Origin of the sequence: Bacillus inaquosorum, from assembly GCF_023238325.1 — a bacterium.
Classification (GTDB): domain Bacteria; phylum Bacillota; class Bacilli; order Bacillales; family Bacillaceae; genus Bacillus; species Bacillus inaquosorum.
The window spans coordinates 1,046,072-1,061,642 of the sequence record NZ_CP096592.1; the positions used below are offsets into that span (position 1 = coordinate 1,046,072).

Sequence of the window (15,571 nt, forward strand, 5' to 3'; positions counted from 1 at the left end):
ATCGCCAGCAGCCAGGAAATTAACAAAAGTTTGGACCCATCGTTAAATTCGATGGGAATAAACTTTGGTCCTGGCTATCAAGTGATCGAAAAGGTGTATCAGGGCGAGAACCAGTTGGTGCTAAAAATTCATCTGTCTAATACTGCTCATCAGTTGCAAGAACATTTGATGACCCAACCTGTCCTGCTAAATGCTTCTTTACAGGCCGCCCGGGTTATGTTGGTAGATACTGATTTTCAGGATAAGCCAATTTTCTGGCAGAGTGAAACCATTGAATATTTTCATGCTAATGAACCTGAATGGGCAGTAATCACCCCAAACAGTCAGCAAGGGAAATGGGATATACAGCTTTGTGCAGGAGATGGACGTGTTTGTGTGCGTGTGACCAGCATTCATTGGGTGAATAAAGATGGATACCAGGTGAAGGGAGCGGATGTTTTATCAGTTGGTGATGAGGTGATGAGGGTGTCTTCGCCTTATGAATCACAAATGGATAATTTACAGCGCCTATTGCCAAATATCCCCTCACCTGCTATTGCTCGGATTGATACGCCAAACGGGCAAAGGGCGCGCAGTAAGACTGCATTTAGCGATTGATAACAGATCGTTGATTCTATCAGACACCCAGACACCGGGCGTGACGGATGTAATATCTACGGCATCGAAATGAATATGCCTTTGAAACGGTGAATACGCATTTGTTTTTTCATCTAAAGTCAGATATGTGCATAGTTGTTGAGTACCAAACCATTCATAATATGGTGATGGCCAGAGTCAAGCATATGAAGAGGGCGATCTTTTCATGAGTCAGGAGGTTTGGATATGGTAGAGTTGGAACGGTTGTTTAGTAAACTGCTCTGGCGACAATTGCAGTCAATGGGCATGTTTACAAACAAGCATTTTCATATAAAAGATGTGGCGAAGCAGTACGGACTGCGTGAAAGTTATAAACGGTGGTTGGAAGCGAGTATCCGTTTTTTAGCCGAGAAGGAATATCTGGCTTGGGATGGTCAAACAGGTGTTGTAATGGACCCTGCCCCACGGCCAATGGATATCGTTTGGAAGGAATGGGATGAACAAAAACAGCCTTGGTTAGCGGAAGCCAATACACGGGCACAGGTGGTTTTAGTTGAGGCGATGATGCGCTCGTTACCAGATATCCTCACAGGAAAGAAACTGGCTACGGATACTATGTTCCCCCAATCTTCCTTTGAGTTGGTTGAAGGGATCTATAAAAACAATGTGGTTGTCGATTATTTTAATGATGTTCTGGCGGCTATATTAGTAAACTATTGTAATTTATTGCGTCAACAACACCCGTCCGCCAAAATAAACATATTGGAGATAGGGGCAGGAACCGGTGGAACAAGTGCGGGCATCTTTGAAAAGTTGGCTCCTAATTCCGAGGCGATTGGTGAGTATTGCTATACGGATATTTCCAAGGCTTTTTTGCTCTCAGCGGAAAAAGCCTTTTATACTGACTATCCGTATACAACCTATCGTACGCTTAATATAGAGGCGCCTATTGAACAGCAAGGATTTCAGCCGGGCATTTATGATGTGGTGGTGGCGGCAAATGTGCTCCATGCCACCCGAGATATAAAGCGAACCCTTGCCAATACAAAATCCCTATTGCGTAAAAACGGGTTACTATTAATCAATGAAATAAGTCAGCTATCTCTCTTTACACATTTAACCTTTGGCCTTACTGATGGCTGGTGGCTGTACGATGATGCTGCCTTGCGCATCCCTGGCTGTCCAGGTTTGTATCCTGAGACATGGCAAAAGGTATTGGAAGAGGGAGGATTCCGTTCTGTTTTATTCCCGGCCGAAGCGTCCCATAATTTGGGGCAACAAATTATTGCTGCGGAAAGTGACGGTGTAATCCGCTTGAAGAAATCCTCCATCGAGCCTTTGCAGAGAAAGGAAAAGGAAAAGCAAGGCAAGGAAACGGTTAAGCCATCGAGCTCTCCATCGCTATCAGTCACAGGGGTGGAAGAGTATATTGCTGATATGATTCTGGAGCAGGTGGCAGATTCCCTTAAAATGAGCCAGGGAAAGGTAGATAAAAATCTTTCTTTTGCAGAATATGGTGTTGATTCCATTATTGGCGTACGACTTATTCAGGCGCTGAATGATGCCTTGGGGATCGAATTACAGACGACAGATTTGTTTGACTATACGTCGGTTAAGTTGTTAACAGACTATATCACGTCGAACTATAAAGAAGAGATTGCTTCCAAGATTACGGTGGAGCAACCGCAGGAAGAAGATCATGAGTATACCCAACCGGTAGTCAATTATCCTGCTACCCCTAAAATCAAGACAAACGGTTATGCAAACCGATCGGCAAACCAAACTAGCAAGTCGAATCAATCATCCAATGGCAATGGACCCATTGCCATTATTGGGATGAGTGGCCGTTTCCCCCAAGCTCCAACAGTGGATGCTTTGTGGCAACAGCTTATTAAGGGAGAAAATCTGGTGAGCAAGGTGACACGCTGGGATTTATCCCAATATTATGGAGAGGGTGCCGCATTTTGCAATTATGGGGCCTATTTGGAGGATATTGATCAGTTTGATCCGCTCTTCTTCAATATTTCGGGTATGGAAGCTACCTATATGGATCCGCAACAGAGGCTTTTTCTGCTAGAGGCATGGAAGGCGATGGAAAATGCCGGTTATGTTGGCGATAGTGTGAAAGGGCGCAATTGTGGTGTTTATGTTGGCTGTGGCGGCGGGGATTATACTTCCTTGTTTGTTGACTCACCTCCGCCTCAAGCTCTATGGGGCGCTTTAAATTCAGCAATTCCTGCACGAATTGCCTATTTATTAAACCTGAAAGGACCAGCCGTTGCCGTTGATACAGCCTGTTCCAGTTCATTGGTGGCGCTACATATGTCATGTCAGAGCCTTTGGTCAGGAGAAACAGAGATGGCATTGGCAGGCGGTGTTTATATTAATAACACACCTCAGTACCATCTTTTAGCAGATAAAGCAGGGATGCTGTCTCAACAGGGGCGCTGTTTTACTTTTGATGACCGTGCCGATGGGATGGTCCCAGGTGAGGCGGTGGGAGCTGTAGTACTCAAACGCCTTGATGATGCTATCCGGGATGGGGACCATATTTATGGTGTCATTCAGGGATCAGGCATTAATCAGGATGGTACGACTAATGGGATTACAGCGCCCAGCCTGAGATCGCAGCAGCATTTGGAAGAGTCGGTTTATGAAACTTTTGATATTAACCCGGAAGAAATTCAGATGGTTGAGGCGCATGGCACGGGGACGAAATTGGGGGACCCCATTGAGTTTCATGCCTTAAACCGATCGTTCCGTTCCTATACAGATCAGAAAGGCTATTGTGCCCTTGGCTCTATTAAAACCAATATCGGCCATACACAGTTAGCCGCAGGCATATCTGGACTAATTAAAATTCTATTGTCACTATCCCATAAGCAAATACCGCCATCGCTTCATTTTGAGAAAGAGAACGCCAACATTCAATTAAAGGACAGTCCTTTTTTTGTGAATACCGAACTAAAAGAGTGGGAGGTCAAACCGGGGATTAAACGGCGGGCCGCCCTTAGTTCTTTTGGAGCGACGGGTACCAATGCCCACATGGTAATTGAAGAGGCACCCGAGTTGATTCGGGAACATCCAGAGAAGCCAGCTTATCTTTTTGTCCTATCCGCCCGCACCGAGGAGCGTCTACATAAACAGGTAGAGCAATTTATCACTTATTGTGAGCATGTAGGGTCTGTGGATTGTGGCAATATCAGCTATACACTTTTGTTTGGCCGTCAACATTTTAAATACCGTCTGGCCTGTGTGGCCCCCGATTTAGTAACCGCCCGACAAGCATTATTATCCTGGGTTCAAAAGGGTTATGCCGACAGTGTTTATGTCGGGAAAAACCAGGAGCAACGGGAAAAACCGACCTTTAAGCAGCTTGGTAATCAATCTATTCGTCAGTGCCAAGTGTCCGATACAGAGTATTTGGACAATCTTTCAACGGTGGCGGATTTGTTTGTTCAAGGGTATGAACTCGATTATCCGGCCCTGTTTGCGAACGGACAATATAGCCGGGTGCCGCTGCCCACCTATCCTTTTGCCCTGGAGCGCTATTGGGTACCGCAACCAGATGCGGATTTGGCTCCTGCGAGGGAGGCTACAGCTAAAGCCGCCCCTACGCAGCCTCAAGCTGCCGAAGAGGTGGCGGCCTCTACTGAGGAAAGCCAGTTGATGACGTTCGCTGAGAGCTGGCAGCGACAAGACTTGACCGATGAGCGGATGCCCCTGCCTGCGGTATGGGTCTGTTTTCTATCCAATCCCACGCACCAACAGGCGTTGCGCACCGTCCTTCAAACCCGCTATCCGGGGACGGAGGTCATTTTTGTTGCGCAGGGTACGGCGGAGCGCCGGGAAAGCCCGCATCACTACCAGTTGAACCGAGAGGATGGCGTGGCCTATCGGCAAACCCTCCAACGCATAGCGGCTGACTGGGGTCCGGGTTTTGCCCTGCTCTATCTGTGGCCTTTGGAGGATCCGGCTGTCATTAGCGATTATATGCCCCTTTTCCATCTATTCCAGGCTGTGCGGGAAGCGAAACCAGCGCGTTTCCTCTGGGCGGGTGAATGGACTACTCCGCTTGAACGCAGTTATCTGGAATCCTGGATTGGCTGGGAGCGGTCCCTGGGGCTGATACTACCCCAGATGGGGGTGGCCGGGGTGTTACAGAAAGCAGCACCAGAAATGGATATGGCCAAGTGGCTCAATAGGCTAGCTGATGAGCTGGCAAGCCCGGCTATAGAGAGTGTGCTCTATGAGGGAGAGCAGCGGCATGTATGCCGGATGGAGCCGACGGATACCACCGAAGGTGAAGGGCGAGGGCTGATCAAAGAAGGGGGGACCTATCTCATCACCGGCGGTGGTGGGGGATTGGGCCGCCGGTTGGCCGCCAATCTCACCCGCTCGCGATCCGTCAATCTGGTGTTAACGGGACGGTCGCCTTTATCCGCTGCCTTAGCGGCTGAAATCAAACAGTGGGAAGGAACGGGCAGCCACGTGATCTATTGCCAGGCGGATGTCTGTGATCGAGCGGCTATGGCGGATGTGCAACAGAAGGCAAAGACACGCTTTGGCGGAATCGATGGCGTTATCCATGCCGCGGGACTGGCAAGTAAAGAACCATTCTTTGCCAAGTCCGCTGCCGATTTTGCGTGCGTGTTAGCCCCTAAGGTACAAGGGGCGCAGGTGCTGGATGAAGTTTTAGCCCCGGAATCCCTTGACTTTGTCTGTTACTTTTCCTCCTCATCGGCCATTCTTGGGGATATGGGAGCGGGAGACTATGCGATGGCCAACCGCTTCCTCATGGCCTATGCCTATCAACGGCAAACGGTCTATCCCGGTAAGACCCTGGTGATTCAATGGCCGCTATGGAAAGAAGGCGGGATGGGATTAGGAGACGATGAACAGACGCATATGTATCTCGCTTCAAGCGGTCAACAGGCCTTAGAAACGGAAGAAGGCCTGGCACTCTTTGAACGCTTGCTGGGCCAGGCGTCCACCCAACATTTGGTGCTGAAAGGTCAACCGGATCGGGTGCACCGCTTTTTAGGACTGGGCCAGACGGCCGCAGGTGAGTCATCACCAGAGCGGCTGGTTGCCCGGAATTTGCCGGCAGGTCAAGGCCGGCGTGAGGAAATGAAAGGGTTAAGTGTGCGGCAATGTGTGGAGTGGGACCTAAAGGAAATCGCATCGAGCCTCTTGCAGATCCCGCGGAATCAATTGCATCTGGAGAGTAATCTGGCGGACTTTGGCTTTGATTCGATTACACTGGCGACCTTTGCCGAGCGGCTGACGGCCCATTATCAGGTGGAGATCACCCCGGCTCTATTTTTTGGCTACCCTACCTTAGGTAAGCTGGCTGACTATTATCAGACGGAGCATGCGGAGGCAATGGCCGCCTTTTATCGGGAAGGAACGACGATGGAGAAGCCATCATCGCCGATGTCGGCCGATAGGCAGCGAGAGCAGAAGGCTAAGCCACAGCCAGCAATGCCAGAAAAGCGAACAGAGCAACCACCCCAACCGAAGCCTCAGGTGCCGGAGGCACAGCAGGAACTAGAACCGATTGCGGTGATTGGGATGAGCGGCCGTTTTCCAGGGGCACGCACGATCGATCAAATGTGGGAGCATCTGGTCAAAGGAGAAGAACAGGTACAACCAGCAGCCCGTTGGGCAGAAGAGGGGGAACAGTGGCGCTTTGGTGTAGTGCCGGGAGCGAGTGAATTTGATCCCGCATTTTTTGAGATTTCCCCGCGGGAAGCCCAGAGCATGGACCCACGTCAGCGGCTGTTGCTTCAGGAAGCTTGGAGAGCCTTAGAGGATGCGGGTTACGGGGCAAAGCAGATCAAACGCCACCGGATTGGCATGTTTGTTGGTGTGGAAAACGGGGATTACCAGTATCTCAGTGGCTTTCAGGGCCCCATTACCGCCAACCATGATGCCATTTTGGCTGCACGGCTTTCTTATGTGCTGAATCTCAATGGTCCCAATATGGCGATCAATACCGCCTGCTCCTCCGGCTTGGTCGGGTTGCACCAGGCTTGCCAAAGCCTGCGTATGGGGGATTGTGATACGGCCATAGCCGCTGGGGTGAATCTGATCCTGATGCCGCAGACACTGGAAGCGATCGACCAGGCGGGAATGTTATCCCCAGATGGGCGGTGTTATGCCTTTGATGAGCGCGCCAATGGCATGGTGCCAGGGGAAGCGGTGGCGGTGGTGGTGCTGAAACGCCTCTCCCAAGCCGAGGCGGACAAAGATCCCATCTATGCGGTGATTCGCGGCAGCGGCATCAACCATGATGGCAAAACCAACGGCATTACAGCCCCTAATGGGGTGGTACAAGCCCAGCTTTACCGTTCGGTCTATGATCAGTATGGAATTCACCCCGAATCCCTGTCCTATGTTGTTACCCATGGGACGGGCACACGGCTGGGTGATCCGGTGGAAATCAATGGCCTGCGGGATGCCTTTAGAAGCTATACAGACAAAGAAGGTTTTTGTGCGATTACCTCCACAAAAACCAACTTTGGGCATACCTTTGCCGCTTCAGGCCTGGTCAGTCTCATCAGTATGGTGCAGGCCATGCGCCATGAGACCATCCCGGCCAGCTTGCATTGTGAACAGGAAAATCGGTATATCCAATGGAAAAACAGCCCGTTTTATGTAAATAAGACGAATCGGGAATGGAAAGACAGCGCGGGCACCCCCCGCCGGGGGGCGGTAAGCGCCTTTGGCATGAGTGGAACCAATGTACATCTGGTGGTAGAAAGCTATCCTAAAGAGGTTCAGGCAACGAAAAAATCGTCGCTTCCTTATTACCTGCTGGCCCTGTCGGCGAAGACCGAAGAGGCCTTAACAGAAAAACGAACAGACCTGATCGCCTTTTTGGAAAGCCCAGAGGGTCAGGAAGCAGACCTCTCACAAATTAGTTATACCCTTTTGCAGGGTCGCCAGCATTTTCGTCATCGATGGGCTATGGTGGTTCAGGGCCGTGAAGATGCACTATTTGCTTTAAAGAAGGCCATCAATAAGGAAGATGCACCCAATCTATTACAGGGTCAGGTGCCCGCTTCATTTACGGGGCAATCGGCCATTAAAAAATATATCGCTAATTTATTGCAGGAAAGCCATGCTGTACGCAAGGAGCCCCAACAATATCAAGAAAATCTAATGGCTTTGGCGTCGATGTATTGTCAGGGATATGAGATGGACTGGGCCGCTTTATTTGCTGGCACTGATCCCCAATGTTTGCATATGCCGACCTATCCCTTTGCGCGAAATACCTATTGGGTAGTGGAGAATGAACAAGAGATGCCGCTCTCCATCCGGAAAAAAATGGCTTTGTCAAGCGAAGAGACCATGCATCCTGTCAGGAAGCAAACGGAGGAAATTGAACAAGAGGGTTTCAGACAACATGTCCTACAACACTTGACAACGCCAAATCCAAATACATGGTCGTCTGAACCAATAGCCAAGCCAGAAGCGATCCAATTAACTGGATTAGCCAAAGATAAAACTAAGGAAGAGAAACGAAATTCGAACAAACGGGATGTCGAGAGCATTGAAGAAACGCTGGTAACGATATTAAAGGAAGTATTGGATCTAGACAACGTGGATCGTAAAATGCCGTTTATTGAAATGGGAATGGATTCAATCGTCGGAGTGGAATGGATCCAGGCAGTAAATGAACGATACCAGACATCGCTTACGGTTAATAGCATTTATGAATATCCCAATATTCACAAATTTGCGAGGATTTTCGTTCGAGAAGACATAAGCGATGCCAAAAACGCTCCTAAGATTGATCCTGCGCCAGCCATCGAACCAACACCTAAACAAGATGAACCGCCAGTCACTAATACTATTGAAGCAATACAATCATTTCTGGTAGCCAGTCTGGCAGAATCTCTTTCCATGGATCAGAAAGATATTGATTTGGATGGTGAGCTGGTTGAATTAGGGTTGGATTCCATTATTGGTGTGGAATGGATCCAGAAGATAAATGAACGATATAGGGTCGAGCTTACCGCCAATACCATCTATGAATATCCCTATCTTCGCGAGTTTGCCGCTTTCATACATGGTCAATTAGCTGAGCAAATGGAAGATAAAACAGCCGATTCGGCTCCCCTCCAATTGCAAAAGCTTATCCAAAGTGTACAGGCTGGTGAGATCGATATAGAACAAGCTGATCAGTTATTGCAAAGGGGAGACATTAGAAAATGAAAACGGAGTTGGTGATTACCGGGATCGGTGTACTATCCGCTATCGGTCAGGGCAAAGCGGATTTTTCTTCATCATTGCTAGAGGGAAAGCATTCCTTTGGTCAAATGAAGAGGCCGGGCAGACAAAAGGAGATAGCGTTTATCGGAGCTGAAATCGAGGAACTGATTTATCAGGATGATAGTGTTAAAAAACGGTGGCGAAGGGCATCCCTTACCAGTCAGGCAGCATTGCTCACATTGATGGAGGCATGGCAGGAAGCGGAATTAGATCACGTGCCAGCTGAGAGGATTGGCTTGATTGTGGGCGGCTCCAATATGCAACAAAGGGAGATGTTTAACATCTTTGAAACCTATCATCATAAGCCGCATTTTATCTCTCCTACATATGGGATGTCCTTTATGGACAGTGATGTCTGCGGTTGGTGCACCGAACAATTTAATATCAAGGGGTTAGCCTGTACCATTGGCGGTTCTTCCGCCAGTGGTCAATTGGCCGTTATCCAAGCCTGTGAAGCGGTATTATCCGGGCAGGTGGATGCTTGTATTGCTCTTGGCGCATTAATGGATATTTCGTATATGGAGTGCCATGCTTTTCGGTCATTGGGGGCAATGGGGACGGATCTCTATGCCCACCAGCCGGAAGAGGCAGCTCGCCCCTTTGATCAAAACCGGGACGGGTTTATTTATGGTGAAAACTGTGGGGCAGTGGTAATTGAACGGAAAGAGACAGCATTAAAACGGGGAATTCGACCCTATGCACGACTGTTGGGGTGGGCCAGGGCAATGGATGGCAACCGTAATCCTAATCCTTCCCGTGAAGGGGAACAACGTGTTATTCAACAAGCATTAGGTCAGGCCAATCTTTCATCTAAGTCTATTGATTATATTAATCCCCATGGGACCGGTTCACTTATTGGGGATGAGACAGAACTGCAGGCGTTGAGAGATTGCGAGCTGACCCATGCCTATATCAATGCGACCAAATCGATTACCGGACATGGATTAAGTGCAGCAGGTGTGGTCGAATTAATAGCCACACTGCTACAGATGGAAGCAGGACAACTGCATCCAACCCGAAATTTACAAGATCCGATGGATGCATCATTTAATTGGGTACGTCAGGAGAAAACTGCAGTGCCAATTATCCATTCACTTAATCTAAGTTTTGGTTTTGGGGGCATCAATACAGCCGTTTGTCTCAAAAATGAAAGATGATCTCAGGAGGAATAGAGGATGAAAACAGTTGGCATTGAGGCGATGAATGTTTTTGGCGGAACGACTTATCTGGATGTGATGGAATTAGCGAAACATAGGTCATTGGATGTGACACGCTTTGAAAATTTGCTGATGAGAGAGAAGGCTGTGGCCCTTCCCTTCGAAGACCCAGTCACATGTGGTGTGAATGCGGCTAAACCAATTGTGGATGAGTTATCGCCAGAGGAAAAGGACCGCATCGAGCTATTGATTACCTGTTCTGAGTCGGGGATTGATTTTGGTAAATCAATGAGTACATATATTCACCATTACTTAGGCCTAAACCGTAATTGCCGTATGTTTGAGCTGAAGCAAGCCTGTTATTCAGGCACGGCTGGTTTGCAAATGGCAGTTCAGTTTATTCTCTCTCAAACCTCCCCCGGTGCAAAAGCTCTTGTGATTGCCAGTGATATCTCACGCTTTTTAGTAGCTGAAGGCGGTGAAGACTTAACTCAGGATTGGTCCTATGCAGAACCAAGCGGTGGAGCGGGGGCAGTAGCGATGCTGATTAGTGAGACGCCCTATCTGTTCCAGATGGATGTAGGCGCCAATGGCTATTATGGATATGAAGTTATGGACACATGCCGCCCTATTCCGGATAGTGAAGCCGGAAATGCGGATCTATCCTTGCTTTCCTATTTGGATTGTTGTGAACAGACCTTTTATGAATACCAACGCAGAGTGGTTGATGTGGATTATCAACAAACCTTTCAGTATCTCTGCTATCATACGCCTTTTGGCGGCATGGTCAAAGGGGCTCATCGGACGATGATGCGAAAAATGGTGAAAGCCAAACCTAAAGAAATTGAGATAGATTTTGAGCAACGTGTCTTGCCAGGTCTGAAATACTGCCAACGGGTGGGCAATATCATGGGGGGGAGTGTCCTCTTGTCTTTGCTAAGCACCATTGACCAGGGGCAATTTGATTCACCCAAGCGAATTGGGTGTTTTTCCTACGGATCAGGCTGTTGTTCCGAATTTTACAGTGGTATTGTCACTCCCCAAGGAAAAGAAAAGCTTAGACGTTTTCGGGTGGAAGAACAGTTGAATGATCGCTACCACTTATCTATGGGAGAGTATGAAGAATTATTAGTAGGAAGCAGTGCGGTTAAATTTGGTACACGCAATGTAAGCCTGGATCTTGATCTTATCCCGGGGGCGAAGTCGTTGAGTAAGGAGAAGGGACTTTTAGTATTGGAAGAGATTCATGAATTTCATCGAAAGTACCGGTGGTTATAATGGACTATCAAACGGTGAATGTCCGGATTGAACAAGACATTTGTTATTTGCAGCTCTATCGCCCGAAGGAAAATAATACCATCAATGACCAGATGATTGAAGAGTGCCATCATGTATTGGATCGCTATGAGGAGTCGATCACTCTGTTGGTACTGGAAGGGCTGCCAGATGTTTTTTGTTTTGGTGCGGACTTTCAGGAAATGCATGACACCATGACAAGGGGACAAGTTCGTGAGCGAAACCCGGAGCGATTATATGATTTGTGGCTAAGGTTAGCTACTGGCCCTTTTATTACTATTTCTCATGTCAGAGGTCGGGTGAACGCAGGCGGCATTGGCTTTGTGGCAGCCAGTGATATTGTATTGGCCGAACGCTCTGCTCAATTTAGTCTGTCAGAGTTGTTGTTTGGCGTTTTTCCGGCAGCGGTACTTCCCTTTCTGATCCGCCGAATGGGGGTGGCCAAAGCCAACTATTTGACCATTATGACAAAGTCCATTACAGCTGAACAGGCGGATGCGTGGGGATTGGTTGATGCCTATGAAGATAATAGCCAGTCATTACTCCGTAAGCATCTGCTTCGTCTAAAACCGTTAACTAAAAGGGCAATCGTACGCTATAAACAGTATATCCATCAGCTCTATATCCCTTTGCAAGAAGCAAAATCTCTGGCAGTTGAAGCTAATAAGGAGATGTTTTCAGACACGCAAAATCTGTCAGGCATCTTCCGTTATATTGAAACTGGGAAGTTTCCATGGGAGTGAAGCGGCATGAGAGAGGAGTGGAGATAGTGACATCTGTTGTACATTTTCAAGAGTTGGGGCCAGAGATTGTCTTACTGAGGATGCAAGATCAGGAACACAAAAATACATTTTCGAAGGCGTTAATTGATGGCCTGCTTGATGCCTTTGAAGCGATACAGGCCAGTGATACCTATAAAGTGGTGATTTTAACCGGTTATGACACCTACTTTGCTTCAGGGGGGACGCGGGAAGGGTTGTTGGCCATTCATGAAGGCAGAGAAAAGTTTACTGATAAAAATGTCTACAGTTTGGCGTTAAACTGTAATATTCCTGTGATTGCCGCCATGCAAGGCCATGGTATTGGAGGTGGTCTCATCATGGGCTTGTTTGCAGATTTTGTTATTTTAAGCAGGGAAAGTGTCTATACAACCAATTTTATGAAATATGGTTTTACACCGGGTATGGGAGCCACCTGCATTTTGCCAAGAAAGTTGGGAATTAGCTTAACCGAGGAGCTGCTAATCAATTCCGGCACTTATCGGGGAGCGGAACTTGAAAAGAGAGGGATTCCATTCCCTGTTTTGCCTAGGGTGGAGGTGTTAGATTATGCCATTGATTTAGCACGTGAGATTGCAGAAAAGCCAAGGTATTCCCTTGTCTTATTAAAAGATCATTTGGTTTCTCCTATCCGAAATGAACTGCCTGCCATTATAGAAAAGGAAGTCCTTATGCATGAAAAAACATTTCATCAACCTGAGGTGAGGATGAGGATTAATAACCTATTTGGAAAATGAGAGGAGCAAATGGCAGACATGGATACAAAGGCGATATTTCGTGCCCTTCAAGCAGGCGATATCACAGTTCAACACGCTTACGATGAACTGGCGTCATTTCTTAATCAGTCACAGCAAGTTGAAGGGGAAGATAGAGGAAAATTGAATGATGAAGAAAAAGGCGTGCCAATGCAAGATTCAGTGGTGGATCTTCAAGAGATTGAACCGGGGATTGTCCAGGTGACTATGCAGGAACGTATACATAAAAACACTTTCTCAACAGAATTGATTACGGGACTCATGCAAGCCTTTGAATCTTTGCGTGCCAATATGGACTGCAAGGTGGTAATCCTTACCGGTTATGATACCTATTTTGCCTGTGGCGGCACACAAGAAGGATTGCTAGCGCTTTACGAGGGAAAGGCGAAAATGACTGATCTCCACCTTTATAGCATGCCGCTGGAGTGTGATGTTCCCATCATTGCTGCAATGCAGGGGCATGGTTTAGGAGGAGGATTATGTCTGGGGCTGTTTTGTGATTTTGTCATTATGAGCCGGGAAAGTACATATGCCTGTAACCATATGAGTTATGGTTTTACGCCTGGTGATGGAGCAACTCTCATTTTACCCCGAGTTTTGGGGCAGCCTTTGGCCCAGGAACTTTTATTTACTGGAAAGAACATTAAGGGCGCTGATCTAGCTGACCGAGGAGCCGTTGTGCCCATTCTTCCCAGAAAGGACGTTTTGCCCTATGCCATTAAGATGGCGAGGGAGTTGGCAGAAAAACCGAGGGAATCGTTGATGCTATTAAAGCAACATATGGTGACCCCCTTAAAGGAAGCTTTAACCGAGGTAGTAGAAAAAGAATGGGCGATGCAAGAGAAAACCCTGGTTAATAGACGGGAAGTGCTCGAAAAAATGTTGCCGGCTTTTGATTCACCTTCCAACAAATCATCCTATCCGGAATTACTCCATTTGAATCAGCATTTTACTGGCAAGCCGGTATTTTGGCTGCATGGTGAAGGTGGAGGGGTTGAAGGATATCAATGGCTGGCAGAGAAAAGCAGACGGCCGTTTTATGGTATTCAGGCACCAGGGCATATGACAGAACATGCTCCCATAAAGGGAGTGAAATCAATGGCCGCCTATTATGTAACATTGATACAAAGCAAACAGGCAGAGGGTCCCTATGATTTAGGCGGTTATTCGTTAGGAGGTGTATTGGCTTATGAAGTGACCCGCCAACTGCAGGAGGCGGGAGAGACGGTTCAAAGTCTGGTAATGTTGGATACGCCTGATCCATTCAGTTGGGAAAAAATCCGGCTTAGTTCCGAAAGCAGGGCATTACAAGCTGTGAATATGGCTTTGTTAAATCGTAATCGGAAAGAAGCAGATGGGATTTTACAAAAGCTGATTCATCATAAAGAAATCCCTGAGCATACCGATGAAGAGTCGCTTTTGATGCAATTGATTCGTCTAGGAAGAGAGCGGGGGTTGTCTTTAACGTTGTCTGAGACAGCATTATTGAAATTGTTTCAACGTCATTTGCGAATGCAGGAGGCTTTTGAACTGAATCAGTATACCCTGTCACCACTTCCCCGTGCTTCTGAGGTTACTTGCTATTATGTCCGCAATCAAAGCGGCTTATTTTATGGTGAACTCATGCCCTATCTAACAACGGATGCAGATGAGATCACTATTGATCATACATGTTACTGGGCGGAATGGGAGAAGTTGTTGCCTCTTTTTCATACGTTGGATGTATCGTCAACAAGTCATATGACAATCTTATTTGATCGAGATGCACAAACAGATATTGGTTTGTTATTCGAAAAACTGTATGACTTATAAAAAATATATATGAGGAGATGAAATTGTGATGAAATTTAGTTTAATGACCTATTCAATGGTTTCTCTTATGCGGTCAGGTGAAATGAATTTGGAAGATGTCATCGCATTTGCTGCAAATGAAGGGTTTGATGCAATTGAATTATTGATGGTTAATTTTAGTCGATCAAGCGATGAGATCAGGAGGATGTTGGAAACGCATCAGATGAAGATTTCATGTATTGATGCCTTTGTCGATTTAGCGGCTCAGCAGGAAGAGAATTTTTTGGAGAATATTTCATTGAGTCAACGGATTATTGATCAGGCGGTGGAGCTTTCCGCACCGATGGTAATGCTAGTACCGGGATTTCCAGACCTTATTGCAAGTGAAAAAGATAAACAACAAGCACTTCCGCGTATTATCTCTGCATTACAGAAAATTACTCCTTATGCGCAATCTAAGGGAATAGTGCTAACCATTGAAAATTACTCAGCACTCCAGATGCCCTTTTGCAGTATAGCCGAAGTATTAACTATCCTTGAACAAGTCCCTGGGCTCAGATTGACCCTTGATTATGGCAATATGTTGGTAGCAGGTGAAGACCCTCTGGAGGCTTATGAAAAGCTGAAGAAGTATATTGTGAATGCACATTTAAAGGATTGGAAGGTTACATCAGATCAAACTGGAACGCGATGTGCGGATGGACGGCATTTCGAACCATCATTGCATGGACAAGGGGTGATAAACTTTAAGTCATTATTTGCAAAGATGGTGTCTAATAATTATAAAGGTTACCTTTCATTTGAATATGAAGGAGATATAAATGCAAAAGAAGCCGTAAGACTAGGGATGATGCATCTGAGAGAGCAATTGAATGAAGTTATAGGGTAAAGCAGGCTTAAATATAGTATTTTATTAACCTGCAAATAATCAGAGGAG

5 protein-coding genes and 6 pseudogenes are annotated in these 15,571 nt (G+C 47.0%); all 11 read left to right on the forward strand.

What is annotated here, in order from left to right; translation table 11 throughout:
* Window positions 1-42 precede the first annotated feature (42 nt).
* Window positions 43-597 (forward strand): annotated as a pseudogene (locus tag M1M80_RS21785) (polyketide synthase dehydratase domain-containing protein); the annotation flags it as partial.
* 594 nt (window positions 598-1,191) lie between these two features.
* Window positions 1,192-3,870: pseudogene (locus M1M80_RS21790) on the forward strand (beta-ketoacyl synthase N-terminal-like domain-containing protein); the annotation flags it as partial.
* A 984-nt stretch (window positions 3,871-4,854) separates the two neighbouring features.
* Window positions 4,855-7,674 (forward strand): annotated as a pseudogene (locus tag M1M80_RS21795) (type I polyketide synthase); the annotation flags it as partial.
* A 480-nt stretch (window positions 7,675-8,154) separates the two neighbouring features.
* Window positions 8,155-8,799, forward strand: a pseudogene (locus M1M80_RS21800) (acyl carrier protein); the annotation flags it as partial.
* Complete coding sequence (locus M1M80_RS04995) at window positions 8,796-10,013, forward strand: beta-ketoacyl synthase N-terminal-like domain-containing protein (RefSeq protein ID WP_060398939.1); 1,218 nt, start codon at window positions 8,796-8,798, stop codon at window positions 10,011-10,013. The pseudogene M1M80_RS21800 and the gene M1M80_RS04995, both read left to right, overlap by 4 nt.
* An 18-nt stretch (window positions 10,014-10,031) precedes the next feature.
* Entirely contained in the window at window positions 10,032-11,291 is a 1,260-nt protein-coding gene (locus tag M1M80_RS05000) for a hydroxymethylglutaryl-CoA synthase family protein (RefSeq protein WP_060398940.1), read from the forward strand.
* Complete coding sequence (locus M1M80_RS05005) at window positions 11,291-12,052, forward strand: enoyl-CoA hydratase/isomerase (RefSeq protein ID WP_060398941.1); 762 nt, start codon at window positions 11,291-11,293, stop codon at window positions 12,050-12,052. The genes M1M80_RS05000 and M1M80_RS05005 overlap by 1 nt, the downstream gene beginning before the upstream one ends.
* Before the next feature lie 23 nt (window positions 12,053-12,075).
* Window positions 12,076-12,825 (forward strand): polyketide synthase, encoded by a 750-nt coding sequence (locus M1M80_RS05010; protein ID WP_080429108.1) that lies wholly within the window; start codon window positions 12,076-12,078, stop codon window positions 12,823-12,825.
* 168 nt (window positions 12,826-12,993) lie between these two features.
* A pseudogene (locus tag M1M80_RS21605) lies at window positions 12,994-13,692 on the forward strand (polyketide synthase); the annotation flags it as partial.
* 123 nt (window positions 13,693-13,815) lie between these two features.
* A pseudogene (locus M1M80_RS21610) lies at window positions 13,816-14,655 on the forward strand (thioesterase domain-containing protein); the annotation flags it as partial.
* 28 nt (window positions 14,656-14,683) lie between these two features.
* A complete protein-coding gene (locus M1M80_RS05020) occupies window positions 14,684-15,523 on the forward strand; it encodes a sugar phosphate isomerase/epimerase family protein (protein ID WP_060398943.1) in 840 nt (279 codons plus the stop codon).
* The last annotated feature ends 48 nt before the right edge of the window (window positions 15,524-15,571 follow it).

Excerpts from the sequence above, each read along its gene's own strand:
- M1M80_RS04995 (WP_060398939.1), top strand. The coding sequence starts at position 8,796 with ATGAAAACGGAGTTGGTGATTACCGGGATCGGTGTACTATCCGCTATC.
- M1M80_RS05005 (WP_060398941.1), top strand. The coding sequence starts at position 11,291 with ATGGACTATCAAACGGTGAATGTCCGGATTGAACAAGACATTTGTTAT.
- M1M80_RS05020 (WP_060398943.1), top strand. The coding sequence starts at position 14,684 with ATGAAATTTAGTTTAATGACCTATTCAATGGTTTCTCTTATGCGGTCA.
- M1M80_RS05000 (WP_060398940.1), top strand. The coding sequence starts at position 10,032 with ATGAAAACAGTTGGCATTGAGGCGATGAATGTTTTTGGCGGAACGACT.